The sequence below is a fragment of the Herminiimonas fonticola genome (assembly GCF_040395855.1).
Lineage (GTDB): Bacteria > Pseudomonadota > Gammaproteobacteria > Burkholderiales > Burkholderiaceae_D > Oxalicibacterium > Oxalicibacterium fonticola_A.
Map to the genome: position 1 here is coordinate 1 of NZ_JBEBPO010000002.1, position 25396 is coordinate 25396.

The 25396-nt window shown below is 55.9% G+C and carries 26 protein-coding genes; 9 read left to right on the top strand and 17 right to left on the bottom strand.

What is annotated here, in order from left to right; all coding sequences use genetic code 11:
• On the bottom strand, positions 1–1640 hold a 1640-nt coding region (locus ABWP27_RS00535; protein WP_353152317.1), incomplete at its 3' end, for a putative bifunctional diguanylate cyclase/phosphodiesterase.
• Positions 1641–1901: 261 nt separating this feature from the next.
• A complete protein-coding gene (locus ABWP27_RS00540; RefSeq protein ID WP_353152319.1) occupies positions 1902–2846 on the bottom strand; it encodes a TraB/GumN family protein in 945 nt (314 codons plus the stop codon).
• A gap of 40 nt (positions 2847–2886) precedes the next feature.
• On the opposite strand from ABWP27_RS00540, the gene ABWP27_RS00545 reads away from it, so the two are divergent.
• The 3 genes from ABWP27_RS00545 (at position 2887) to pabB (ending at position 6202) form a co-directional block, all read left to right on the top strand.
• Positions 2887–3612 carry a pyrimidine 5'-nucleotidase gene (locus ABWP27_RS00545; RefSeq protein WP_353152321.1) on the top strand — a complete coding sequence of 242 codons (726 nt, stop codon included), beginning with the start codon at positions 2887–2889 and terminating at the stop codon, positions 3610–3612.
• Positions 3613–3645: 33 nt separating this feature from the next.
• The gene (gene slmA, locus ABWP27_RS00550; protein WP_353152323.1) at positions 3646–4221 is read left to right on the top strand and encodes a nucleoid occlusion factor SlmA; all 576 of its coding nucleotides are present in this window, start codon (positions 3646–3648) and stop codon (positions 4219–4221) included.
• Positions 4222–4339: 118 nt separating this feature from the next.
• Positions 4340–6202 carry an aminodeoxychorismate synthase component I gene (gene pabB / locus ABWP27_RS00555; RefSeq protein WP_353152325.1) on the top strand — a complete coding sequence of 621 codons (1863 nt, stop codon included), beginning with the start codon at positions 4340–4342 and terminating at the stop codon, positions 6200–6202.
• A gap of 24 nt (positions 6203–6226) precedes the next feature.
• On the opposite strand, the gene ABWP27_RS00560 is transcribed toward pabB, so the two are convergent.
• From ABWP27_RS00560 to ABWP27_RS00570, 3 genes are all read right to left on the bottom strand, one after another.
• Positions 6227–7513, bottom strand: coding sequence for a sensor histidine kinase (locus ABWP27_RS00560; protein ID WP_353152327.1), 1287 nt, complete (start codon positions 7511–7513; stop codon positions 6227–6229).
• Positions 7506–8225, bottom strand: coding sequence for a response regulator (locus tag ABWP27_RS00565; protein WP_353152329.1), 720 nt, complete (start codon positions 8223–8225; stop codon positions 7506–7508). The genes ABWP27_RS00560 and ABWP27_RS00565 overlap by 8 nt, the downstream gene beginning before the upstream one ends.
• 179 nt (positions 8226–8404) lie before the next feature.
• Positions 8405–9022: a Spy/CpxP family protein refolding chaperone gene (locus tag ABWP27_RS00570; RefSeq protein ID WP_353152331.1), complete on the bottom strand. Its 618-nt coding sequence runs from the start codon at positions 9020–9022 to the stop codon at positions 8405–8407.
• A 299-nt stretch (positions 9023–9321) separates the two neighbouring features.
• Between ABWP27_RS00570 and ABWP27_RS00575 the strand changes: the two genes are divergently transcribed.
• Positions 9322–10119 (top strand): type IV pili methyl-accepting chemotaxis transducer N-terminal domain-containing protein, encoded by a 798-nt coding sequence (locus ABWP27_RS00575; protein WP_353152333.1) that lies wholly within the window; start codon positions 9322–9324, stop codon positions 10117–10119.
• Between the two features lie 27 nt (positions 10120–10146).
• On the opposite strand, the gene ABWP27_RS00580 is transcribed toward ABWP27_RS00575, so the two are convergent.
• The 4 genes from ABWP27_RS00580 to gpmA all read right to left on the bottom strand — a co-directional run bounded on the left by ABWP27_RS00580 (position 10147) and on the right by gpmA (position 14668).
• A complete protein-coding gene (locus ABWP27_RS00580) occupies positions 10147–10899 on the bottom strand; it encodes a HesA/MoeB/ThiF family protein (RefSeq protein WP_353152335.1) in 753 nt (250 codons plus the stop codon).
• A gap of 114 nt (positions 10900–11013) precedes the next feature.
• Positions 11014–12468, bottom strand: coding sequence for a S41 family peptidase (locus ABWP27_RS00585; RefSeq protein WP_353152337.1), 1455 nt, complete (start codon positions 12466–12468; stop codon positions 11014–11016).
• A 2-nt stretch (positions 12469–12470) separates the two neighbouring features.
• Positions 12471–13838: a murein hydrolase activator EnvC family protein gene (locus tag ABWP27_RS00590; protein ID WP_353152468.1), complete on the bottom strand. Its 1368-nt coding sequence runs from the start codon at positions 13836–13838 to the stop codon at positions 12471–12473.
• An 83-nt stretch (positions 13839–13921) separates the two neighbouring features.
• Positions 13922–14668, bottom strand: a complete 747-nt coding sequence (gene gpmA / locus ABWP27_RS00595) for a 2,3-diphosphoglycerate-dependent phosphoglycerate mutase (RefSeq protein WP_353152339.1) — start codon at positions 14666–14668, stop codon at positions 13922–13924.
• Positions 14669–14774: 106 nt separating this feature from the next.
• Here gpmA and ABWP27_RS00600 point away from each other — a divergent pair, with 106 nt between their 5' ends.
• The 5 genes from ABWP27_RS00600 (at position 14775) to ABWP27_RS00620 (ending at position 17718) form a co-directional block, all read left to right on the top strand.
• The gene (locus tag ABWP27_RS00600; RefSeq protein ID WP_353152341.1) at positions 14775–15176 is read left to right on the top strand and encodes a rhodanese-like domain-containing protein; all 402 of its coding nucleotides are present in this window, start codon (positions 14775–14777) and stop codon (positions 15174–15176) included.
• A gap of 12 nt (positions 15177–15188) precedes the next feature.
• Positions 15189–15452, top strand: a complete 264-nt coding sequence (grxC, locus tag ABWP27_RS00605) for a glutaredoxin 3 (RefSeq protein ID WP_353152343.1) — start codon at positions 15189–15191, stop codon at positions 15450–15452.
• A gap of 89 nt (positions 15453–15541) precedes the next feature.
• Positions 15542–16036: a protein-export chaperone SecB gene (gene secB / locus ABWP27_RS00610; RefSeq protein ID WP_353152345.1), complete on the top strand. Its 495-nt coding sequence runs from the start codon at positions 15542–15544 to the stop codon at positions 16034–16036.
• A gap of 66 nt (positions 16037–16102) precedes the next feature.
• Positions 16103–16552, top strand: a complete 450-nt coding sequence (locus ABWP27_RS00615; protein ID WP_353152346.1) for an SH3 domain-containing protein — start codon at positions 16103–16105, stop codon at positions 16550–16552.
• 170 nt (positions 16553–16722) lie between these two features.
• Positions 16723–17718: an NAD(P)H-dependent glycerol-3-phosphate dehydrogenase gene (locus tag ABWP27_RS00620; protein WP_353152348.1), complete on the top strand. Its 996-nt coding sequence runs from the start codon at positions 16723–16725 to the stop codon at positions 17716–17718.
• Between the two features lie 44 nt (positions 17719–17762).
• Here ABWP27_RS00620 and ABWP27_RS00625 read toward each other — a convergent pair whose 3' ends face one another.
• From ABWP27_RS00625 to dksA, 8 genes are all read right to left on the bottom strand, one after another.
• Positions 17763–18095 (bottom strand): cupin domain-containing protein, encoded by a 333-nt coding sequence (locus ABWP27_RS00625; protein ID WP_353152350.1) that lies wholly within the window; start codon positions 18093–18095, stop codon positions 17763–17765.
• A gap of 113 nt (positions 18096–18208) precedes the next feature.
• Positions 18209–18409, bottom strand: coding sequence for a hypothetical protein (locus ABWP27_RS00630; protein ID WP_353152352.1), 201 nt, complete (start codon positions 18407–18409; stop codon positions 18209–18211).
• Positions 18410–18479: 70 nt separating this feature from the next.
• A complete protein-coding gene (gene hslU / locus ABWP27_RS00635) occupies positions 18480–19823 on the bottom strand; it encodes an ATP-dependent protease ATPase subunit HslU (RefSeq protein ID WP_353152354.1) in 1344 nt (447 codons plus the stop codon).
• Between the two features lie 36 nt (positions 19824–19859).
• Entirely contained in the window at positions 19860–20396 is a 537-nt protein-coding gene (gene hslV / locus ABWP27_RS00640; RefSeq protein WP_353152356.1) for an ATP-dependent protease subunit HslV, read from the bottom strand.
• A 144-nt stretch (positions 20397–20540) separates the two neighbouring features.
• Entirely contained in the window at positions 20541–22001 is a 1461-nt protein-coding gene (locus tag ABWP27_RS00645) for a hypothetical protein (RefSeq protein WP_353152358.1), read from the bottom strand.
• A 169-nt stretch (positions 22002–22170) separates the two neighbouring features.
• Positions 22171–24177 carry a TonB-dependent receptor gene (locus ABWP27_RS00650; RefSeq protein ID WP_353152360.1) on the bottom strand — a complete coding sequence of 669 codons (2007 nt, stop codon included), beginning with the start codon at positions 24175–24177 and terminating at the stop codon, positions 22171–22173.
• An 84-nt stretch (positions 24178–24261) separates the two neighbouring features.
• On the bottom strand, positions 24262–24597 hold the full coding sequence (locus ABWP27_RS00655) for a hypothetical protein (protein WP_353152362.1): 336 nt from the start codon (positions 24595–24597) through the stop codon (positions 24262–24264).
• Positions 24598–24888: 291 nt separating this feature from the next.
• Positions 24889–25344 (bottom strand): RNA polymerase-binding protein DksA, encoded by a 456-nt coding sequence (gene dksA, locus ABWP27_RS00660; protein WP_353152364.1) that lies wholly within the window; start codon positions 25342–25344, stop codon positions 24889–24891.
• Positions 25345–25396: the final 52 nt, after the last annotated feature.

Here is a 25396-nt window from a genome sequence, read left to right on the forward strand (position 1 = left end):
GTGAGCCATTTCTCAAACTCTGCAGCAGGTAATGGGCGAGAAATCATGAAACCCTGTGCAATATCGCATCCCAGATCTGCCAGCAGTGCGTAAGCACTTTGATCTTCCACTCCTTCGGCGATGGTTCTCATTCCCATCCGGTGTGCCAGTGTCACGGCGGCTTCTACAATATGTACCGCACCTTTATCGCCGGGAAGTCTGCGCACAAAAGATTGATCGATTTTGATGAGGGAAATAGGGAGTTGGTGCAAATACTGCAATGAGGAATAGCCGGTGCCAAAGTCGTCGATGGAAATGGTGATTTTTGCATTTGCCAAACGGCTCAGTTCCAATATGGTGTGCGTAATATCGGTCATCAAGGCGCCTTCCGTTACTTCCAGCTCCAGCATGTGGCCGCTGACATCGTGGCGTTGCAGAAGCTGCAGTACCAGATCCGAGAAACCGGGTTGCAGCAGATTGCGCGGCGAGATGTTGACGGCGATTGGAAGATGAATATCGTTTTCCCGCCATTTCACAATTTGTTCCATGGCCTGTTCGAGGGCAAACTCGGTAATCAGATTGATGAGTGTGCTTTGCTCCGCACGCGGGATAAAAATGCCGGGAGGAATGTTGCCGCGTTCAGGGTGATTCCAGCGCATGAGCGCTTCCACGCCGTGAATTTCCCCGGTTTTAATGGAGATCTTCGGTTGGTAATACATGGATAGCTGGCCTTCCTCGAGGGCGCTCATCAGGTTGCCGAGGATGGATAGATTTTCCTTTGCAAAATTGCTGATTTCCGGATTGTAGGCAACGCAGTCCAGTACTTTTTCATTGGCAGAGATCAGGGCCGATTCAGCCCGTTGCAGATAGAGTTCGGGGGCTTGTATCACCTTGCTGAAGGTGACATAACCAAGCCGGGAATCGACATGAATAGGAATGGCGTTGAACTGGTATGGCTGCTGTGCGCCTTTAATCAATGCCGCGAGCAAGGCATCGATTGCTTGCGCATTCCGGTTTTCTATCAGGATGCCTAATTGTTCTGAATCGATGCGATAGATCCGTGCATTGCCTTGCAAAATGTCTTGGTAACGATCGGCCGATTGCTGGATCACGGCTTCGGTGATGTCGAAGCCAAATGCTGATTTCAGCTCCATTGCATTTTGCAGCGAGACCACGGCAAGTGCATGCAGGTGTGTGGCGTTTTTTATTTTCTGCAGATCGGATAAGGCATTCAGCAATGCATGGCGATTTGGCAGCCGGGTAACCGGATCATGACGCGCAATCCATTTCAAGTGCCGGAGGTAAGATCTTGCGCTATCGCTGGCGCCGCCGCAGGCCATCCCTATCAATATAAAAAATCCGGTTCGATAGAGCCAGTTGATGGCGTTCTGCTGTTCTCCGGTGCTGACATCGATGGGCATGAAAGGCCCCAGGGTGATGCCGCCAAGCAGTCCCACGATCAATCCGCCGCGTACGCCGAATATGAATCCGGAAAGCAGAATGGCCAGATACATCGAATGCGAATAAACGAATTTGATGCCGCCCGTGGCATAGACGAGAACATAAATGCCGGCGATCAGAATGGCGAGCAAGGGAATCATGGCAATCCGTATTGCACGGATATGTACGCTTAGCCATTCAAATAATTGAATTGTGTTCATCAGACATTCCTTCTTAAGGCAACATCATGAATCAGGGCATGCTTTTTCTTTTGGATAAAGCATGGCCGTTTTGCTGGATAGCGTGCTGGAATCGATATGACTTAACGAAATAGCGGAGTGCGTGAACATATTGCAATGACAAGATTCTTCAATATATGTTGCCATGAGAAAATTATCAAAGCAATTATTGTGCTCCTGTTGTGAAATTCTTATGCGTGACGGCATAGCACTGGCATGGCGGAAGCCCGGGGAAGGGGGCGTTCAATATATTTTTTGCACTTCGTAACCGCGTTTTTGCAACAGGCTGGGTACGCCTTTGTCGCCCAGCAAGTGCAGCGCACCAACCGCAACAAAGCTTGTCTTATCGGTTTTCAACAAGGTTTCCACCTTGTTCGCCATATTCGGATTGCGCTTGTCGAGCAAGACCTGTTGCAAAAATCTGTCTGAGGCCGTCTCTCCTTTTTGCATTTCAAGCAAGGCACCATCCAGCGCCCTGGCATCCGCGTTCTGCCATGCTGAGATTAAAGCCAGTGCCTTTTTCATGGCGTCGCCATTGGCGAGTTCGGCAAGATTTTCCCTCAGATATTCTTCCTGTTCTGCGTCAGTCATGCTGTCGAACAGCGAGAGTTGATAGTCGGCTGTCTCCAGTTCCTGTATCGGCTTGTTCTGTTCTTGTGCGATCGAGATGAAGTATTTTTCGATACCTTGCTCGGTCGGGAAACCATTGCGTGCCATTTCCTGTATCAGCAAAAGATTGGCAATCATCCACGGCTTCATGCGCGCGACGCTTTCAAATGGAATATCGACGCGTTTTAACGCTTGTCTCAATTGCACGCTACCGTCGGCGGATAGATGCCGGTTGATGGTTTGTCCATCGGGATAGATGCCGTGTCGCATGATGGCCAGGCGCATTGCTTCCGTATTGTTTATGTCGACTTCGATCACCAGTTTCTTTGCATCGGATAATGCGCGCGTCACTTGCGGCTCGAGTGGGTAGAATGCTGTCTGACCGACGTGGATAGTGCCGAACAGATAGCTGACATTGCTGCCATGGGTGGCGCGATACAGCGTTCCGCGCTGCGGAATAACATGTTTCTGTCCGTTTGCTGATGGCGATGTTGTTTGTGTGACAGCCTTGTCAGCGTGTGCACTTGCTGCGTACAGACTGAACAATGCGGTGAAAATAAAAACGACATAACGACGCATGCAATTCCCTAACTTGTATTGATAACCTGACGTAAAAACAATGCCCAAGCTGACCTGGCTGTTCGATCTGGATAACACGCTGCATGACGCATCGCATGCGATTTTTCCGGCGATCAACCTGAACATGAATGCCTACATCGCACAGGTGCTGAACGAGGCTGGTGCGGCTTCGGATGAGGCAGCGGTGAATGCCGCGCGCGTCGCCTACTGGCAGCGTTACGGCGCGACCTTGCTCGGTATGGTAAATCATCATCAGGTGCGGCCTGAAGATTTCTTGCGCGAGGCGCATCGTTTCGACGATCTGGCGGCGATGATACGTGCCGAACGCGGACTGGGGAAATTGTTGCGCCGCCTGCCGGGGCGAAAAATCCTGCTGACAAATGCGCCACGACGTTATTCGCATCAGGTATTGCGGCATCTGGGTTTGCATAAGCACTTCGCGCAGCATGTACCGATTGAAGCGATGCGCGTGCATGGCCGCTTGCGGCCCAAGCCGTCGAAGCCGATGCTGCGCAAGCTGCTGGCAAAAGAAGGAATAAGGGCAGGGCGATGCGTGCTGGTGGAAGACACGGTGAGTCATTTGAAAGGCGCCAAAGCGCTGGGCCTGGCAACCGTGTGGGTCACGCAATATCTGGCCGCCGATTCGAGCAAAGGCGCATTAACTGGCAACGGCGCAACAGTGGGGCATATAAAACGCCCTATTTATGTCGATGTCAAAGTAAAATCCGTAGGGCAACTATTCAGGCAGTTGCATCGATTGCGCTAGTCCGATTGTTTACCTACCTATAAATATAAAACCATGGCGACGACCAAACCAGGCGAACGCAAGCTGCAGATACTTCAGACACTGGCAACCATGCTGGAGCAGCCCAAGGGAGAAAAAATCACGACCGCAGCGCTGGCTGCGCGCGTGGAAGTGTCGGAGGCGGCACTGTATCGGCATTTCGCCAGCAAGGCGCAAATGTTTGAAGGCTTGATCGAGTTCATCGAAACCACCGTGTTCGGCCTGATCAACAAGATCTCCGAGCAGCAGGAAAACGGTTTGTCGCAGGCGCAGGCAATGATCGTCATGCTGCTCAATTTTGCCGAACGCAATCCCGGCATGACGCGCGTCATGATAGGCGATGCGCTGGTCAATGAAGACGAGCGTTTGCAGCTGCGCATGAACCAGTTTATCGACCGTATCGAGCTGGCGCTCAAGCAGGCCTTGCGCGTGGCGGTCACGCAAGGGCAGGCGAATGAAGCGGAAGTCGCCGCGCGCGCGCATCTGATTACCAGCACGGTGCTGGGGCACTGGCAGCGTTATGCCAAGACCGGCTTCAAGCAGAATCCTTCGGCGCATACCGCCGCCCAGATCGCAATACTACTGGCTTGAAAATGGCGCAGTCGCTGTCGATTGCCGCCAGCCACTGAGAGCGGGCCGTTTCCCGCCGGTTGGCGCATCCCGCTTGGTCGTACAATAGCGTCTTGCTCCGCATCGTTTTTCCTGACTTATGTCCCTGTTTGTTCCCGCCGATTCTTCCAACGATTGCTTTGCGCTGCTCGACGATTGCGACGCCAGCGCAGACCAGCCGCGTTCGCGTCTTTATTCGGCGCATGCAGGCACCTTGTCATGCCGGCATGCAGATCAATTGCCGGACTTGCTGCAACAGATGCAGGAGCAGCTGTTGCAAGGCCGCTTTGCCCTTGTGCTGTTTGCCTATGAATTAGGCGCGGCCCTGCACGATATTGCACCGCACGAACAAGAACTGCAGCAAGCTGATCAGCCGCTGGCTGAAATACTGCTGTTCGATCGTTGCGAAAAACTTTCCGCATCGCAGGTGGCAAGCTGGCTGGCGCAGCAGGAGTCGTCGACGCCGGCAGGAATCGCCAATGTGCATGCCGATATCGATCAGACGGCCTTCGATGCCGCACTGGCGCGGATACACGATTACATCGCGGCAGGCGATACCTATCAGGTCAATTACACCTACCGTTTGCGCTTCGATGCCTACGGCTCGCTGCATGCACTGTATCGCCGCCTGCATGAGCGCCAGCCGGTGCCGTATGGTGCATTGATTGCGTTGCCGGATGGCCGCGCAGTGCTGTCCTTGTCGCCGGAATTATTCGTGCGGCATGACGATGGCAAGCTGACAGTGAGACCGATGAAGGGCACGGCGGCCGCCAGCGGAAATCTGCAGCAGGATGAAGCGTCTGCACATGCCCTGGCAGCTGACCCGAAAAATCGCGCGGAAAACCTGATGATCGTCGATCTCTTGCGTAACGATCTGGGGCGGATCGCCGAAGTCGGTTCAGTGGTCGTCGATAAACTATTCGATGTGCAGCGTTACAGCAGCGTGCTGCAAATGACCTCGACCGTGCATGCGCAATTGCGCGCCGGCCTGACGCTGCCGCAGATATTCGCGGCGTTGTACCCTTGCGGTTCGATTACCGGCGCACCCAAGCACAGGACGATGCAAATCATCCGCGAACTGGAAGCCAGTCCGCGCGGCATTTATACCGGCGCGATAGGCTGGTTCGATCCGCTGCCGGCAGAACAGGCAATTGGCAATTTTTGTTTGTCGGTGCCTATCCGCACCCTGCAATTGCAGTCGCAGGATAAGCAGAATATTCGTCGCGGTGAAATGGGCGTGGGCGCCGGCATCGTGCATGACAGCCAGGCGCAGGCAGAGTACGAAGAGTGCCGGCTCAAGGCCAGCTTTTTGACCGGCATGCGCGGCGAATTTGAATTGTTTGAAACGATATATGCCACGCACGATGAAGGATGCCGTCATCTCGAACGGCACCTGCAGCGTTTGCAGCGATCGGCAGGCTATTTCGGTTTTGCCTTCGACGCAAACAAGATCGGAACCTTATTGCGCGATACCTGCGCACAACTGACAGAAAACAGTGCGCATCGCTTGCGCCTGGCCTTGCAGGCGGATGGCAATTGCACGATACAAACGGCACCGTTGGCGCCACTGCAACTGCCGGTCAAGATTCTGCTGGCAGAAGATCGCACCGATGCCGGCGATATTTTCCTGCGCCACAAAACCACGATCCGAAGCGGATACGACGCTGCATGGCGTGCAGCGGAACAGCAGGGCGCGTTCGACCAATTGTTCTGCAATAGCGCCGGCCAGTTGAGCGAAGGCGGGCGCAGCAGTGTGTTCGTCAAACTGGATGGCCGCTGGTATACGCCGCCCCTGAGCGTCGGCGTTTTGCCGGGCGTCATGCGTGCCGTATTGCTGGATGATCCCGCATGGGATGCGCAGGAAAAGATTCTGACGCTGGATGACTTGCGCGCGGCAGACGAAGTGATCGTCTGCAATGCCCTGCGTGGCGTATTGCCGGCACGGATCGTCTGGCCCGACTGAGACGAATACATGCCGACAATAGCTTTATGCCGGCAATGTGACCCTGAAGCAGCTGCCCGCTTCATCGCGGGCGACGTACACGACGTCGCCGCCATGCCGGCGCGCGATTTGCCGTACCAGGCTCAAGCCTAGACCAACCCCGCCTTCGCGTTCGCTGGCACCGGCTACGCGATAAAAGGGTTCGAAAATATTTTCCCGTTCTGCCACCGGCACGCCGGGCCCGCCATCGCACACCTGTAATAGAACAGTGCTGTCCTGTGCTGTCGCCAGGGTCACGGTAATCGGCGTGTCATTGCCGTAGCGCTTGGCATTTTCCAGCAGATTGCGCACCAGGCGACGCAGCAGCCGTGCATCGCCAGACAACTCGATGGCCTGTGCATCCAGTTGCGCACCGATGCGCGCGCATTCTTCCGCGACCAGTGCAGTCAGATCTATTGTTTCAAATGTCTGTGCAGTGTCGGGGGTAGCGTCGAGCCGGCTGGCCAGCAAAATCTCATCGATCAATTGATCCAGTTCGCCGATGTTGCGCTGCAGTTCGCTACGGATTTCCGGTTGCGCCTGCGGGCCCATCAATTCAATCGCCATGCGTATGCGTGCCAGCGGCGAGCGCAATTCATGCGAGGCATTTGCCAGCAAGGCTTTCTGCGCATCGACCAGCGCTTCTATGCGTGCCGCCGAACGATTGAAGCTGCTTGCCAGGCGACCTACTTCATCCTGTCCTTCCACTGCAATACGGGTCGACAATTGCCCGGCTCCCAGCGCTTCGACACTGGTTTGCAGGCGCTCCAGCCGGCGCGTCAGGCGCCGCACAATCGGATACGAGCCTATACCTATCGCCAGCCCGATCAGGATCAGCGTGGTGAAAAAACTGAAAGGTGGTTTGCGTCGGCCCGGATGCTGGCCGACCAGCCAGCGATCGTCCGGTAATTTGACGGCGAACACCGGCGGCCCGCCGCCCATCCAGCCGCTGACGGTTTGCGCTGCATCCAGCGGCGGCAGCTCACGTCCGGCAGTTGCGATTTTTTCACGCTTGGCTGAATACAGCGCCAAGTCGGCGCGCATGCGCGATTGCCAGCGTGTAAGCGCCTGCTGTTGTTCTTCGTTGCTGGCTTCGGGAGGCGGCAATATATCGGAGGCAATGGCGGCAAACGATTCCAGGCTGGGGCCGATTTGTCGTGCGTCTGCATTGATGCGCCACGCGGCAGCGAATAGCAGGCCGGCGACAGTCAGGCTGATCAGCATCGCCAGATAAATGCGGATATACAAACGGTGCGACCAGTTGAAACGTCCGCGCGTGCTTGATTCAGACATCTTGCGCCTTTGCAAATACATAACCGGCACCGCGTACGGTGATGATGCGTTTGGGTTGTTTAGGATCGTCTTCGATGGCGGCGCGCAGGCGGCCGATGTGCACATCGATGGAACGATCGAAGGCTTCCAGCGGTTCGCCCTTGACGGCATCCATCAGTTGTTCGCGCGACAGTACGCGTCCGGCGCGCTCGGCCATGGCTGCCAACAGATTGAATTGATAGGAAGTAACCGGCTTGTCCTGATCGTCGAGGCGAATCACGCGCGCATCGAGGTCGATTTCGAGACGACCGAAGCGCAGCACGTGGCCGTCGGTGGCTGGCGCGCCCTGCTGGCGTCGCAGCACGGCGCGCAAACGTGCCAGCAATTCGCGCGGCTCGAACGGTTTCGGAATGTAATCGTCGGCGCCGAGCTCAAGTCCGACCACGCGATCCATGGGGTCGCCCTTGGCGGTCAGCATGACGATGGGCAGGGTATTGAGCGGCGCCGGAAACGTGCGTATCTGGCGGCACACATCAAGCCCGTCTGCATCCGGCAGCATCAGGTCCAGCAGGACGATGGCGAAAGATGCGCTCGCGCTTGCATGCTGCAACTGCTGCAGTCCCTCGGCGGCGGTGGCGCTGTGTTGCACATCGAAGCCGTTCTGGCCAAGATAGGTGGCGACCATCGCTGCCAGGCGCTGGTCGTCTTCAATCATGAGTAGGCGTTGATTCATCTGTCTAGTGTAATTCCATTTCGCAGGCAAAACGACAGGGGCCTGGTGAAACACTGCCGCCATGACTTGCATTGCAGAATAAAAGAGCGGCAATGCATGCGAACGTGCAGCACACTGCCGCGCACAGCATTTGGAGCGATATAACGACATCGCTTCAAACGCTGCGGCGGCAGAATGTCTTACTTCTGCGCTTTTGCTGCTTCAGCTGCGGGCTTGTGCTCATGACCATGATGCGAGCGTGGGCCGTGATTGAAGCCGTGACCGAAACCACGCTTATGTTTTTTCATTTCTTCCACCGCCTTGACGCGTTGTGCCGGCGTCAGCACTTCTGCTGCATCGGCAAATGCCTGCGTTACCCGACGCGAACGCTGGTCGGCCAGTTGCTGCTCAGTCTGGCGCAGTTGCTCAAGCGCCGTGCGATCGATGGTGGCGGCAGACAACAGCTTGCTGCGTTGTGCATGCAGGTCGCGGCCTTGCTGACGCAAGGGTTGCAGATCGGCGAAGGCAGATTTGGCGATTGCGCCCAACCTGGTTTTCTGTTCCGCGGTGGCATCCGGCACCAGACGATGCAGCATGCGCTCAAAACGTTTTTCCGCATGTTCCGGATTCATTTGTCCGTGTTTGCCATCGTGGCGCTCGTGCTTCTCGACCTTGGCCGGTGCGGCCTGATTGTCGGCAGCATAGCTGATGCCGGCCAGCGAGATGGCGCCGACGATGACGGCGCTTGCTCCTGCCATCAACAGGCGACGGCTGCGCGAGCCGGATGACGATACGGATTGTGTGGTGTGCTTGTTCATTGAAACTCCTTTGTTTCGGTTGGTGCCTGTGCAGGCATGTTGTTACTTTAGGTGTGCTCTGTTGAGATAGCGCATGCGAGCGGTAAAGTTATGTAAAGGACGGGATACGCGTTGTTGGTGCATGGATGGGGGACTGGTGGTGGATGTGCACCAGTTTGGTTATCGATACGGTCCGTCGTGACGCAGGCGGAGATGCGTGATGGACAGTTCTCTGGCATAGCTTTTGCACTTGATGAATATCATCGGATCTTGTGCATTGCATGTCGTTGGGCTGTTTCAAAAAATAACAGGGAATAAAAATGAACAGACGTCACTTTCTTCTGGCCGGCGTGGCGGCAAGCGGAAGTTTTTCCGGTTTTTCCCGTGCCGATTCCTCCATCGTCCATATCAACGACGCGATCAACAAATCCGGTCGCCAGCGCATGCTGTCGCAACGCCTGGCGAAAAGCTATTTGCAGATTGGTCAGGAAGTAGACCTGGCTCGTTCCAGCAAGATATTCAATGTCTCGCTTGCCTTGTTCGAGCGTCAGTTGGGTGAACTGGAAGCGTTTGCACCGACGGCGGAGTGCCGGGCGACGCTAACCGAACTGAGGAAGACATGGGGGCGTTACAAGGGTGCATTGATCAGCAATGCGCCGAATCGGCTGGATGCCAAGGCGGTGATGGCAATCAGCGAGGAAGTGCTGGCGCTGGCGCATACAGTCACCGTACAACTGGAAAAATCGTCGGGTACTGCCGCCGCACATCTGGTCAATATTTCCGGACGTCAGCGCATGCTGTCGCAGCGCATGGCAAAGTTTTATCAGGCCATCAATTGGGGCGTGGCATCGCCGGATGCCTTGATGAATCTGGCCAAGGCGCGCGAGGAATTTCTGCGTGCGATGAAGGAGTTGTCGGATTCGCCAAAAAACACTTCAGCCATCAAGCAGGAAATCACGCTGGCGCAACAGCAATGGCTCTTCTTTGACCAGGCGCTGAAAAGCAGCGCCGACAGCAATGAGAGCAAGTTTCGCTTCGCCACCAATGTAGCGACCACCAGCGAAAGAATTCTGGAGACGATGGATAGAATTACAGGGATGTACGAGCAGTTGAGCTAATGCATGCGCTGATGCGCGGCTTGTTGGCTAGTGCGCCTGTCCGCATACGCTGCAACTGGTATTGCGAGCGATCCTGATGCTGCTCCATTCCATAGCCCGTGCATCCAGCAAAAGCAGGCGTCCGGCCAGCGATTCACCTATGCCGGCCACCAGTTTCAATGCTTCCGCTGCCTGCGTGCTGCCGATGATGCCGACCAGCGGTGCGAACACGCCCATGGTGCCGCAATTGACTTCTTCAAACTGCTGGTCTTCCGGGAACAGACAGGCATAGCAGGGGGCCTTGTCGTTGCGCGTATCGAACACGCTGACCTGGCCGTCGAACTTGATGGCGGCGCCGGAAACCAGCGGTACGCGATTGGCAACGCAGGCGCGATTGATGGCATGACGCGTCGCGAAGTTGTCGCTGCAATCCAGCACGACCGATGCCTGGCTGACCAGTTCGTTCAGGCGTTCGCCCGTCACGCGTTCCTGCAAGGCGACGACCTTGATGCCGGGATTGATGTCGGCCAGCGTTTTTTGTCCCGATACAACCTTGGCCTGGCCGACGCGTTCTGTCGTGTGCAGAATTTGCCGCTGCAGGTTGGTCAGATCAACTGTATCGTCATCCACCAGCGTGATGGTGCCGATGCCGGCAGAAGCCAGGTAAAACGCCGCCGGTGAACCCAGTCCGCCGGCACCGATGATCAATGCATGCGCCGCCAGCAGTTTTTCCTGCCCTTCGATATCTATTTCATCGAGCAGGATATGGCGTGAATAACGTAGTAATTGCTGATCGTTCATAAATAATCCGGACGTAATTCTTGATGCATTGATTCGTAATGCGTTTTGTGCGGCGACAGTATCGCACTTATCAAAAAAGCCGCATCGCTGCGGCTTTTTTGTGTTTGCCTGCGACTATTTCTTGTCGCCGTTTTTCGGCTGATTGATACCGGCTTCTTTCTTCACTTCGACTTTCACTTTTGAAAGCACAACCGGCAAACCTTTCAAATGATTCAAGGCCTGCGCCAGCTGGAAATCGTCCTTGCTGCCGAATTCCAGTGGTTTGCGTTTTTTCTCCAGGGCGGCGATGCGCTGATCTTCTTCCAGTTCATCGAGGCTGGGGCGTGCGCTTTCCGCTTCCTTGTCCTTGTCGTTGGTCAGGTGCTTTTGCAGATCGGCTTCCCGCAGACGCAGGCTGTTCAAGCCATCGCCTTCGGCGGTTTCATCGACCATCAGATCCGGGACGATGCCCTTGGCCTGAATCGAACGGCCGCTAGGTGTGTAATAACGTGCGGTGGTCAGCTTGACAGCGGTATCGGCAGACAGCTGGCGTATGGTTTGTACCGAGCCCTTGCCAAAAGTTTGCGTGCCCATGATGGTGGCGCGCTTGTAATCCTGCAGTGCGCCGGCCACGATTTCAGAAGCGGAGGCGGAGCCGGAATTGACCAGCACCACCATAGGAATCTTCTTGATCGCTTCCGGCAGTTTTGCCAGCGGATCGCCGACAGCACGCGCAGCGTAGAATTCGCGGCGTGCATAGAAGCTGGCTTTGGAATCAGGCAATTGACCATTGGTCGAAGTGATGACGACATCTTTCGGCAGGAAGGCCGCCGAGACGCCGATCGCACCTGGCAATACGCCACCCGGATCGTTGCGCAGATCGAGCACCAGACCTTTCAGTTTCGGGTCTTCGGCGTACAACGCAGCGATTTTTTTCGCCATGTCATCGACCGTCGGCTCCTGGAATTGCGCTATGCGCAACCACGCATAGCCCGGCTCTACTACTTTTGCCTTCACGCTTTGTACGCGGATTTCCTGGCGGGTGATTGTGATGACGACGGGTTTGTCCTCATCCTTGCGCGCAATGGTCAGCGTGATCTTGGTGTTTGGTTCGCCGCGCATTTTCTTGACGGCCTCGTCCAGCGTCATGCCTTTGACCGGTGTCGAATCCAGCCGCGTGATCAGATCGCCAGCCTTGATGCCGGCGCGATAGGCGGGTGAATCTTCTATCGGCGAAATGACTTTGACGTAGCCGTCTTCCATCCCGACTTCGATGCCGAGGCCGACAAACTTGCCTTGCGTGCCTTCACGCAATTCCTTGAATGCTTTTTTATCAAGATAGGCGGAATGCGGGTCGAGCGAGGACACCATGCCGGAAATGGCTTCCGTCAGCAGTTTCTTGTCTTCTACCGGTTCGACATAATCCGATTTGATGAGACCGAACACATCGGCCAGCTGGCGCAATTCCTCGAGTGGCAATGGATTGCCGGCACTTTTCTGCGCCATTGCGTCCAGTTGTGTGCCCATGCCGATCGCACCGGCAATCATGCCCAAACCGATCAGTCCGATATTCTTGAGTTTCGTTCCCATGTTCACCTAATAGTTACCCAGCCAAGTGGGTCAAACGCGCGACCTTGGTGCCGCATTTCAAAGTATAAACCCGATTGTTCATTGCCGCCGCTATTACCTGTGCTGGCAATGACTTCGCCTGATTTGACGGCATCGCCGGCATGTTTCAATACGGATTGATTATTGCCGTAAATCGTCATGTACTGGCTGCCGTGATCGACGATGATCAGATTGCCGAAACCGCGCAGCCATTCGGCAAAAACAACACGGCCTGCAGCAATGGCTTTGACTTCCGTGCCTTCGTCTGCGCGTATGAACAAGCCCTTCCAGCTTGGGCCGTCACCGCGTTTGCTGCCGAATTTGGCAATCAGGTCGCCGCGTATCGGCAGCCGCAAGCGGCCGCGCAATGCAGCGAAGGCGCCATCCTGGGTGCTGGCATCGGGTGTGAGTTCATTTCTGGCGAGGGTCTTGGATGGCGGTTCGTCGTCTTCAATCGCATTCGGATTGGTGATTTTTCCGCTCGACGCCTTCTCATCCGGCGTGCCGCGTTTTTTTGCCTGTGCCAGACGTTTTTCACGTTCTTCGCGCGCACGCGCCGCGCGTTCCTGACGGCGTTTTTCTGCCGCTGCCGCTTCCGCCTTGCGTTGTTCCTGAATCAATACAGCCAGCTTGTCCACCAGGCTGGCGAGACGTCGTTCGTCACGCTCGATATTGCCGGCTTCCTTGCGCTGCGCGACCAGTTTGTTCGACAGTTGCGCCAGCAGCGTGGCGCGCTGGGCTTTTTCCTTTTGCAGGATGGCGTGCTGGTCGCGCGCTTCGGCGGCGATTTCATCCAGCTCTTCCTTGGCGTTTTGTACTGCCGCCTGATTGTCTTCGATCTTTGCCAGATTGGTGCGTAGCGCTTCGATCAGCGCTGCCTGCGCGCGCGAGATGTAGCCCATGTATTGCAGTTCGCGATTGATGCGATTCGGATTGTCGCCGGAGAGCAGCAGCTTGATGCGATCTTCATTGCCGGCGACATATTGTTCGCGTAGCAATGTGGCGAGCTGGCTTTGCTGCGCTTCGACAATTTTCTGCAGTGCGGCCTGCTGCTGTGATAACTCGTTCAGTTTCGCCTGGGTTTGCTGCTGTTCTTCGGAGAGATCCCGCAAATTGCGTTGTGCATCCGATATGGCTTCTTCCGATTTGGCGAGTGCGCTGGCGGCGGAGCTTTTTGCGGTTTCCGTCTTGTCTATGCTGCGTTTGAGCGTCGTCAGTTTTTGCCGCAGATCGGCGCGCTCGCTTTCGGCGATTTTCTTTTGCTTGCTGCGATCGGTGACTTTTTGCGCCTGCGCCTGTAGCTGCACACCGGCCAGCAGCGCCAGCAAGACGACCGAGCCAATGATGCGCATCGTCGGCCATGCCAGCGGATGTGGCCGGGCGAGGATGCGCGTGTTGCGTTTGATGCGTGATAAAAATGGAAGTTGCACGGAGTTTATAGCACTGGCCCGTGGCTGGCGGCAGCTTTGACGGCCGCTGCCAGCGATTCCTGATCACCCAGGTAGTAATGACGAATGGGTTTCAGATTTTCATCCAGTTCATACACGATAGGGCGGCCGTTCGGAATGCTCAGCGAAACAATATCCTGATCGCTGATGTCGTCGAGAATCTTGATCAGGGCGCGCAGGCTGTTGCCGTGCGCCGAGATGATGATTTGCTTGCCGGCCCGGATGGATGGCACGATGGTGTCGTTCCAGTACGGCTCCACGCGCAACAGCGTGTCTTTCAGGCATTCCCCCAGTGGAATTTCTTCGTGCTTCAAGGCGGCGTAACGCGGATCCTTGTACATGGTGCGTGGATCGTCTTCCGCCAGCAATTTTGGCGGAATGTCGTAGCTGCGACGCCATTGCAATACTTGATCGGCGCCGTATTCCTGCGCGGTTTCAGCCTTGTTCATGCCTTGCAAGGCGCCGTAATGGCGTTCGTTCAGGTGCCAGTCGCAGACGACGGGTATCCACATCAGATCCATTTCGTCCAGCGTGATCCACATGGTGCGTATCGCGCGCTTTAATACCGAGGAATAAGCCAGATCGAAGGTAAATCCCGCTTCGCGCAACAGTTTGCCGGCGTGCTTTGCTTCAGCACAGCCTTTTTCAGTCAAATCGACATCGGCCCAGCCGGTAAAGCGATTATCGAGGTTCCAGGTGGACTCGCCGTGGCGCATCAATACGATTTTGTACATGAGTCAGATAGGTAAGTAATGGTTTTTTGATGCAAAATGCCGAATCCGAATTGTATTCGGTCTTCTATTTTATAATGCGAACACTCTTTCAACTAATTGGATCACCGTGAAATTCATCATTGATAACATTTTTCTCATCGGCATCGTGCTGGTGTCGGGCGGCGCACTGATCGTGCATACCTTGCAACGTACCGGTGCAAAAGTGACTGCCTTGCAGGCAACACAGATCATCAATCAGGGAAAAGTTCTGATTCTCGATGTCCGTAACGCCGACGATTTTGCGACCGGACATGTCCGCGATGCAAAAAACATCCCGTTGAAAGAATTGAAAACCCGCGTAGGCGAGCTGGAAAAATTCAAGGAGCGGCCGGTGATTGTGGTCTGCACCAAGGGCTTGCAATCGGCAAAAGCAACCGCACAACTGAAGAAGGCAGGTTACGCCAACGCGGCCAGTTTACTCGGTGGACTGGATGCATGGCAATCGCAAGGCCTGCCTGTCGTCAAGTAAGAGAGGATCAATATGACTGCGCATGTAGTGATGTATAGCACCGGCGTCTGCCCGTATTGCACGATGGCGGAACGCTTGTTGACGGCCAAGGGGATAGAAACGATTGAAAAAATTCGCATCGATCTCGATCCTGCGCAACGCGCCGCGATGATGCAGAAAACCGGCCGTCGCACCGTACCGCAGATTTATGTCGGCGATACGCACGTCGGCGGCTTTGACGATCTGAATGCGCTGGAACGTCTCGGCAAGCTGGATGCCTTGCTGCAAGGCGCCTGAAGCGGTGCGCATCTGCGACATCGCAATGTTCATGCTGTAACCTGCCCGGAGGGTGAGCCCTCCATTTTTAATCTGACTGAAAGTGCTTCATGGCTGACGAAAATCTGCAACCCGTATTCCAGATCCAACGTGTGTATCTGAAAGATCTGTCGCTGGAACAACCTAATTCCCCGGCAATTTTCCTTGAGCAGGCTGCTCCCGTGATTGAAGTGGCAGTGGATGTCGGCGCAGAACAGCTGGCTGAAGGCATGTTTGAGTCGACCGTAACGATTACGGTGACGGCCAAAATCAATGACAAGGTCGCCTTCCTGGTGGAAGCCAAGCAGGCAGGTATTTTTGAGGCGCGCAACATTCCGGACGAACAGCTGGATCCGCTGATCGGCATCGGTTGCCCAAGCACGATTTACCCTTATCTGCGCGCCAATATCGCGGACGCCATTACACGCGCCGGTTTCCCGCCTGTGCATCTGTCGGAAATCAATTTCGAAGTGTTTTATCAGCAGCGTCTGGAAGCGTTGGCGCAGCAACACGCTACCAACGGTTCCGGCATCGTGATGCCTGACGGTTCGGCAGCAAAGCACTAAGTCCTTCCTTGCAGGTGCGTCGTCCGATGCATCTGCAAGTTCCCGATAATGTGTGAAGGTGATCGCATGAAATGGTCTTCCGCTGTCTTTGCAGCTTTGCTGGCCCCTACGCTGGCCATGAGCGCGGTGCGCGCGGCCGAGTTCAAGTCGGTGGGTGCCAATCCTGCCGTGCTGTATAACGCACCGTCAGACCGGGGGCGCAAGATATTTGTCGCACCGCGCGGCATGCCGGTGGAAATCGTGTTGACGCAAAATGGCTGGAGCAAGGTGCGTGATGCCGCCGGCGACTTGTCCTGGATAGAAACCAGCGCGTTGACATCGAAACGCACCGTGGTGGCGACGACCGCCAACCTGAAATTGCATGCAGCGGCGGAAGATGCCTCTGCCGTGGTGGCGACGGTTGATAAAGGCGTGCTGCTTGAATTGGTGGCGCCGCCAGCTTCGGGTTGGGTCAAGCTGAAGCACAGGGATGGGCCGATCGGCTTTGCAAAAATCGGTGAAGTGTGGGGCGAGTAAGGAATAACGGCAGAACAACTGCGGAATAGATTGCGTATCGGCGCAAGCTGGAAGTGGCGGCACAGTTTTCATGGATGCCGCGCAGATTCTGTTGACCATCATTGGTGCGCGACATTCTGACGATGTGCGCTCCTGTTAGTATTCTCACTCTTGTCTATCAAATCCAAAGAATGAATATCACAATACTTGGTGCAGGCGCATGGGGTACGGCCTTGGCGATGTCGCTGGCTGACCGGCATGCTGTGATGTTATGGGGGCGCGATGCCGCTGCGATGCGGGATATGCAGCAGCAACGCGAAAATGCCGCCTATCTGCCCGGTTTCCGTTTGCCGGACAGCCTGTCCCTGAGTGCGGATTTTTCTGCCGCGCTTGCACATGTCGGGACGGATGGCCTGCTGCTGGTGGCAACTTCGCTGGCAGGATTGCGCCCGTTGGCCATGCAATTGAAGTCGTATGCGATTCCAAACATCGTCTGGCTGTGCAAGGGCTTCGAGGCGGACACGCATTTGCTGCCGCATCAGATCGTGCGCGAAGTATTGGGAAGCGATGTTCCTGCCGGCGCCCTGTCGGGCCCGTCTTTTGCGCAAGAGGTTGCGCACGGCCTGCCTTGTGCATTGGCGATCGCTTCCGATAACGCAGCCTTGCGCGAACTGGTAGTCAGTGCCGTGCATGGGCCGAGCATGCGCATTTATTCAACCGACGATGTGATCGGCGTCGAAGTTGGCGGCGCGGTAAAAAACATACTGGCGATTGCCACCGGCATCATCGACGGCCTCAAGCTCGGTTTGAATGCGCGCGCGGCGCTGATTACACGCGGCCTGGTGGAAATCACGCGCTTCGGCGTCGCACTTGGCGGACGTACTGAAACCTTTATGGGTCTGGCCGGCATGGGCGATCTGATTCTGACCTGTACCGGCGACCTGTCACGCAACCGCAAGGTAGGGCTGGGCTTGGCGCAGGGGAAAAAACTGGAGCAGATCGTGACCGAACTGGGTCATGTTGCCGAAGGCGTGCGTTGCGCACAGGCAGTGCGTGCGCTGGCGACTGAACACGGTATTGATATGCCGATTACGCATGCAGTTGCGGCAGTCTTGTTCGATGGTGATTCACCGCTGGAAATGGTCAGCCGCCTGCTCGCGCGCGATGCGCGCAATGAAATGGCCTGAAGTCTGTGCGCACAGCATCAAACAGTGCGCGTGCCATGCTGCAATCAATGCGGCAACAGCAGCAGCGTCAATAAAACCGACGAATCTTCCAGTGCGTGCAAGGCATGCGGTTCGCCGCCTGCCAGGTAAACCAGCTCGCCGGCGTGCAGGGTTTGCGTGGTTTGGTGCGCTTGCAATTCAACCGCACCTTCCAGGCATTGGATCGTCAACGGGCCGGGAACGGTATGTTCCGGCATGCCTTTTCCGTGCGGCAGCACCAGACGCATCAACTCAAGTTGCGGTGTTTTGAAAAGCGCATTTGAAACGGAAGCGGTGATTCGTTCGCCTAGTGGCCGGACATCGATCAACTGGCCGGATCTTGCGTGCGGTAGAGCCATCATCTTCTCCTCAACGTTATTCCAATACCGTCAAACGCATGAAAACCTGCGCTCTGCATTCCTTATAGCAAACAAATCGTGCCGGATCAATCCGGGGCCTGCCGGGATGCGTTTTATTGTTCGTCAGGTTCGGATAATTTGATTTTCAGCAAACGTTTTTGTCCCTGGCGCTGGGCTGAAATCGATTTTTGATGTGGTCCGGCAACACGCTGTTTTGCCGCCAGTGCAAGATGATTGCGCGGCTTCAACGCCTGTTGCGAGGGCTCGATGCGGATGGTGAGTTTTTGCCGTTTGGCGAGCGCTTTATTGGCCATGATGGTAACGCCGCGCATGCTGCCATGCGCGGCCCCTGTCGATGATGATTATCGATCTTACCGCAGGTAATTACAGCACGTAGCGCGACAAATCCTCATCCACCGACAAGGCGCCCAGTCTTTCATTCACATAGGCGGCATCGATGGCGAGCGTCTGATCCGGGCTTTTGCCGGCGGAAAACGAAATTTCTTCCAGCAGTTTTTCCATCACCGTATATAAACGGCGCGCGCCGATGTTCTCGGTTTTTTCATTGACCGAATAGGCGATTTCCGCCATCCGCTGGATGCCATCCTGCGCAAATTCAATGGTAACGCCTTCCGTGGCCAGCAAGGCTTCGTACTGCTTGGTCAGGCAGGCGTCGGTGCCGGTCAGAATGCGCTCGAAATCGGCGATCGACAGTGATTCCAGTTCGACGCGGATGGGGAAGCGCCCCTGCAATTCCGGTATCAGATCCGAAGGCTTGGCGAGATGAAATGCGCCCGATGCGATGAACAGGATGTGATCGGTCTTGATCATGCCGTACTTGGTGTTGACGGTGGTGCCTTCCACCAGTGGCAGCAGATCGCGCTGCACGCCGGCGCGCGACACTTCGCCACCACCGGTTTCGGAGCGGTTGGCAATCTTGTCGATTTCATCGAGAAAAACGATGCCGTTCTGTTCCACATTGGCGATGGCTTTTTGCTTGAGTTCGTCTTCGTTGACCAGTTTGCCGGCTTCTTCCTCGATCAATAGCTTCATCGCTTCCCGGATCTTGATCTTGCGCGCCTTCTTGCGATTGCTGCTGGCGCCGGAAAACATCGATTTGATCTGTTCGGTCATTTCTTCCATGCCGGGCGGGGCCATGATTTCCATCGTCGGCCCGGCTTCGGCCAGTTCGATCTCGATCTCGGTATCGTCCAGTACGCCTTCGCGCAGGCGCTTGCGGAAAGTCTGGCGCGTGGCATTGCCGCTGCTGTTGTCAGGAACGCTGGTATTCGATGGATGAAAGCCGAAATCGCGTGCCGGCGGCACCAGAATGTCGATCACGCGATCTTCTGCGGCATCTTCGGCGCGCGCGCGCACCTTGCGCGTCTCGGCTTCGCGCGTCTGCTTGATGCCGATGTCGATCAGGTCGCGAATGATGGTGTCGACGTCGCGGCCGACGTAGCCGACCTCGGTGAACTTGGTGGCTTCGATCTTGATGAAAGGCGCGTCTGCCAGCTTGGCCAGGCGGCGCGCGATTTCAGTTTTGCCGACGCCGGTGGGTCCTATCATCAGGATGTTTTTCGGCGTGATTTCGTGGCGCAGCGGTTCTGCAACCTGCTGGCGGCGCCAGCGGTTGCGCAGGGCGATGGCGACCGCGCGCTTGGCATTGCCCTGGCCGACCACATGTTTATCGAGTTCCGAAACGATTTCCTGGGGTGTCATGTTCATAATGATTTTTCGCAAAAGGGGCTGGTGCGCTTGCGCTCAATCCAGCGTTTCTATCGTGTGCGACAGATTGGTGTAGATGCAGAGTTCGCCTGCTATCGTCAGCGATTTCTTGACGATTTCCAGCGGCGACAGCTCGGTGTTTTCCTGCAAGGCTTTGGCGGCCGATTGCGCATAGGTGCCGCCGGAACCGATGGCGCCTATACCGTCGTTTGGTTCCAGCACATCGCCATTGCCGGTGATGACCAGCGTGGTTTCATGGTCTGCCACCAGCAGCATGGCTTCCAGCCTGCGCAGCATGCGGTCGGTGCGCCAGTCCTTGGCCAGTTCGACCGAGGCGCGCATCAGATGACCTTGATGTTTTTCCAGTTTGGATTCAAAGCGTTCCAGCAAGGTGAATGCATCGGCGGTACCGCCGGCAAAACCGACCAGCACCTTGCCGTTATAGACTTTGCGTACTTTGCGCGCGGTGCCCTTCATGACGATATTACCCAGGGTAACCTGACCGTCGCCGCCGAGCGCAACGACGTTGCCGCGTCGCACCGAGAGTATCGTGGTGCCGTGAAATTGTTCCATGCTTGCCTCTGAAATAGGAGTGGCTGAGGTGGTGAAAAACAGAATAAAAAGTGAAATCAGGTCGCGCGAAAAGCACGATATTTCCAGAAAAATGGGGACGGACCTTACGATTGCAAGTCGGAATTACGTCCTGATTGCAGAACCTCAGTTTTTGCGCGGCACGATACGTACGAGTTCGGCGACGCCCATGACATGACAGAGCGCGATGATGAAGTGATTGGCATGGTGCAATTCGATACTTTTTCCGCTGTTGATCAGTGGCGTCAGACTGCCGAACAGGCGTCCGGCGGCATTGAAATCCATCCGCGTCAGGCGGCTGCAATCGAGTATGACCGGATTGTGCGTGTGTGCATGCACGGCGATGTTTTGCACCAGCGTATCGGTGCGGGCATCGATGACGACCGGCATCATGAAATGATCGCTGGCCGCGTCGTCCGGTTCGGCAGATTCTTCGGCGGCGGTGACGACCTTGTTTTGCGGCGAGACGAAGGATGGTGGCGATACTTCAAAGGTGATGCAGTAATCGATACTGGTTTCTTCAAAATCGGATTCGCGATTCAGCAAACGCAAAATTTCCAACAGTAGTAGCCACGGCGCTTCGGTTTCATCGCGGCGGCCGACTTGCAGTATGGAACGGATTTTTTCCGCCAGTTCCGGTGCGCCGACCAGAATCAGGTTGTGGCCGGATTTTTGCAGTTTCTGCAATATGCTGAACAGCAGTCCGCAACCTACCGGATCGACCTCGCTGACGCGTGCAAATTCGAGCTTGATGACATTGCTCATCCCGGCCATATTTTTGATGCGCTCCAGCTGCTTGATGCTGCCTGCATCGAGCTTGCCGGAAAATGCCACGCTCGGCGTGGTACTGGCGCGTGGCGCTGCTGCCTGCGCTGCGGGTTCGGCGCTGCTGCCGTCCACCCATGCGGGCGGCGACATTTCAAATTTGTTCGCGTACTCGATCGATAGATTCTCGAACGATGTGTGTTGCCCGGTGATCTGGTACAGATCGAACAGCATGCCCCAGACGGTCAGCGGTGTGCTGCCGAGCGCATCTTCTGCAATGGCGTTCAGCAATATGGGTTCGACCAGATCGGTCTGGCCGTTGGCAAACAGGATGGCGGCTTCTTCAATGACAGGCGCTGCTTCGGAAGCCGAAATGGCAACCGGCCTCATCACTGTTTCTGCGCCCAGCAGGAAGGCGGTGCTGGCGCCCATGAGATCGGGCAGCATGGATGGCTGCTCAAGCGGCGGGGTGGCGTCGCTGTCGGGTTTGGCTTGGATGCGCGTATCCGGTGCGCGGACATTGGTATTGAGGAACTGGCTGGGTGGGCCGGGCAGGGTATTGCCGCTGAAAGGCAGCGGCTTGACGAATTCGGACGACATTTCAGACTCGATCGCATCGATCTTCATGGCCGTGGCGTGCGCTGCCTGGCGTTGCACTTGCTGCGTTTGTTCGTTTTCGTTTTTTGCGTTGATGCGGGCTGCGTTGTCGCTGCGTTTTTTTTGCGTAGACTCCTGCTCAGTCGACTTGCGTGCCGGCTGCTGGCCCTTCTTGCCAAATAGCGAAAAAATCCCCACGTCTATCCTGGTGAACAACGGCTGCACCAGTCAGATATAGACGGGTGCGCCAAGTTTATAAAATGCTGCGCCCGGAGTATTTGTCCGCGCGCGACCATGCCAAAATTTCCGCTTAAAGGTAACACATGCAGGATGCACAAAGCGACCTGCAGATTCCCGCAGGTCACTAGTGTAGCCAAAAATCAGGCAACTATCTTTAAAAACTTGTACGAACGCCAACGATCAGGTTTCGACCTGGCAGTGGTGCGACTTCACGCAACACCGACGTTGCCAGCCGGATATCTTCATTCAGCAGATTTTTGACGATGGCAAACCAGGTAAGCTGGGTCGAGTTGATGTTTTGCGTAAAGGACAAGTTTGCATCGACCTGGGTGTAGGAAGGCGTGACGAAGCTTTCAAAGCTGGCCAGCTTGTCTTGCTGTTGCGCGTGCAGGACTTTCACGCCCGAGCGCCAGGGGCCTTGACGATACCCGACTTCGCCACCGAAACGCGTTGCCGGCTGCAGCGGCAGATTGTCGAGGCCAGTCAATTTGCCGCGCGAGGTATCGGCAAAGCCACGCAAGGACCAGCCTTCACCGCGCAGGTTGTAGCTGATCTCGGCTTCGGCGCCGCGTATCGTGGCGCTGTTTTGCGACCAGAAGCGTTGGGTGAATTCGCCACCTGGCATGCCATCTTCATCTACAGTGGTGCCGTCAGTGCGGCCGTAGACGAAGTTCTTCACGCGGTTCTGGAAAATATTGGCTTTCCAGCGGATCAGACCTTCTGTTTTTTGCAGACTCAATTCAAAGTTGCGTGAAGTTTCCTTGGTCAGATTGGCGTCGCCTCTGTCGAAGGTGGCGGTCGATTCGTGCGGGCCGTTGGAATACAGTTCTTCGATTGCGGGCGCACGCTGGGCAATCGCCGCCGTAGCGCCAAAGCCATAGCCGGGCGTGAAGGTCCACAGACCGCCTAGGGAATACGAACCGAGATTGAAGTCACGTTGCGACAAACCCGATACTGCATCCGGCTTGCGTTTGACTGATTCTATGCGCGCACCGGCGCTGGCACGGAAAGGGCCGAAATCGCGCTCTTCCACCAGAAAGCCGGCGATCGAATCAGTCTTGGTGAGCGGTACGGTCTCCGGCCCGCTGCCGTCGGCGGCCAGCGCCGAGAATTCCGAATTTTCAGTTTGCAGGCCGAAGGTGCCGCGCCATCCGGCCAGCGGTTTGTGCGTCAGTTCCAGCCGGCTTTCCAGTGCATTGTTCTTGAAATTGGTCGCTGGCGTGCCGTCTTGCAGATTTTCCGTGTGCTTGTAATCGGTATGGCCCAGTTTGAAGCGCAGCGATTCGATATTGCCGAATGGTTCCCTGATCAAACCGTCGAGATCGAAGCGGGTTTGTTTCAGGGTGATGAAAGAGCGTTCTTCGGTTGGAATGCCGTAGCGATCGTCATTGACGCCGACCGAGGCGCCTATGTGGCCCCAGTCCTGAATGTAGGAGGCGCCGAATCCGATGCTGTTGGCGCGCGCAAAGGAATTGGGCAGGCGGCCGGAACCCAGAGCCGGATCGCTCAGGCTGACGTTGCCGGGGATCTTGTAATCGTCGGCATCGCGCAGATTGCCGTCGATATGCAGGCCGATGTCACCGGCTGCACCGTCCACCGACAGCGAAGTATTTTTCATGCGGTCGACAGTGCCGTAACGCAGTTCCGCTTCGCCGGTTGGCTTGGTATTGAGTACGGTGGGAATGCGATCGTTGATGATATTGACCACGCCGCCGATGGCGCCGGAGCCGTACAGCAGAGCTGCGGGACCGCGCAGGATTTCGATCTGGCGTGCGGTTGATGCTTCGCCTCCGACCGCATGATCGTTGGACAGACTGGATGCATCCATTACCGACATGCCGTTTTGCAGGATCTTGACGCGCGGGCCTTCCAGACCGCGAATGATGGGACGCGAGGCGCCGGCGCCAAAGGCTGAAGCAGAGACGCCGAGTTCCTGCGAGAGCGTATCGCCTAGCGAATTGCCGAGTTTTTCACGAAGTTCGTTGCCGTACAAAACCTTGGCGGGCGCGAGAATTTGTGCGCCCTCGTCGTTATTGAATGGCGTGGATGTGACAACCACGGCAGGCAGGGTTTGTTCTTGCGCTTGCGCAAAGGCGGAATGAGAAAAGGAGGCAAGCGCAGATAGAACGGCGCTTGCCAACAGGGTGCGTTGGGCGATCATGAGCTTCCTTGATAAGACGAATGAGAATGGCCGTTGCCGGATCGCAGGGCGATCGGACACGGCAGCACAAACAGGGAAAATCAGTTACGCCGTTGGCGGTGCGCGGGAAGAGAAGTGACAGAGGAAAGGTGCGTCCCATGAAGCATGGGCAGCCCACAGCGCCAGAACTTGCACGCTGGTTTGCAGAAGGGGAATAAACGGAAGTGCAGGTGCGCTATCCGCCAGCGCCATGCCATCGAACAAGGTACAGGAGTGCAGTTTTTCGCCTGCATATTCGGTAGCGGAATCAGGCGTTGTACCGGCGGTTGATGCGGAAGATGTTGCACCTATGGTCTGCACTGCATGCTGACGATCTGTTCTGTCGGCATGCTCGATTCGATGCCGCAATCCCATCCATTGCGCGAACAATACGGCAAGCACCAACAATGCGGCGAAGCAAAGTCGGGTTGTGCTTGGTGTGCGTGATGAAAATGCAGGTTTCAAAATTACTCGTTGTTTGTGCGGCGTGCGTGTCTTCAGATCAAAAGACCAGGTCGATCGATATCAGCGACCATTGCCCGGCAAGATGTCTCAGCCCAAGTTTGTTGTTTCCAAATCGAAGTACAAAATATTGTATTGCAACAGAATTGCATTCTACAAAAAAACAAAGCGCGCGAATAGGGTGCCGCGCGCTTGTTTGTGAACTGCGGTGCAGATTAATTCCGGATGGAATCAATCGCCATACAATTTCTGTTTCAATTCGCGACGCTGCTGCGCTTCCAGTGACAGCGTGGCGGTAGGGCGTGCCAGCAAACGCGGTACACCGATAGGTTCGCCGGTTTCTTCGCACCAGCCGTAATCGCCGGAGTCTATGCTGGCGATCGATTGCTGTACTTTTTTCAGCAGCTTGCGTTCGCGATCGCGGGTACGTAATTCCAGCGCGTGCTCTTCTTCAATCGTGGCGCGATCGGCAGGATCGGGCACCAGCACGGTTTCGCGCAAATGCTCGGTGGTTTCATCCGCGTTCTTCAACAACTCTTTTTCCAGCTGTTGCAGGCGGTCCTTGAAAAATGCGAGTTGCGCCGGATTCATGTAATCCTTTTCGCCCATCTTCAGGATTTGCGCTTCGGATAACAGGGTGCCGTCATTAGCGGCGCTCGGGGTTGCTTTGCTTGATTTAGTTGCCACTTCGCGTACTTTCAAAACTACAGGTTGTTCAATTTTATCTACTGATCGGGAG